This window comes from Fructilactobacillus sp. X3R2C1, assembly GCF_059901235.1.
Window position 1 is genome coordinate 1 of record NZ_JBWXVA010000060.1, and the last position, 253, is coordinate 253.

Below are 253 nucleotides of genomic sequence, written 5' to 3' on the forward strand. Positions count from 1 at the left end.
GGATTTACTTCATAGTTTCTTGAAAAAAGTAGAAGGTTACACGGAAGAGGCCTGCAGGGCCTCTTTTTTTATCCAAATTAGACAAGATGTTACATGCTGTCCGGTCATCAAGGACGAATTCAGCACATATTTCGCAGGAATGTCCACTGGAGTCGGACATACAGTAAATACCTGTGTTTTTCTTCGTTTTTAAGCATTTTTTGTGTTACATTAGTATGAAAACGATCACAGTCAGGCGGGGGGAAACGGGATG

Annotated in this window: 1 protein-coding gene; it reads left to right on the plus strand. The window is 41.1% G+C overall.

The features are described 5' to 3' along the window. Positions 1-193 (plus strand): hypothetical protein (locus AC6UDB_RS07150; RefSeq protein ID WP_500709573.1); only part of this gene is annotated, 193 nt, incomplete at its 5' end. Between the last annotated feature and the right edge of the window lie 60 nt (positions 194-253).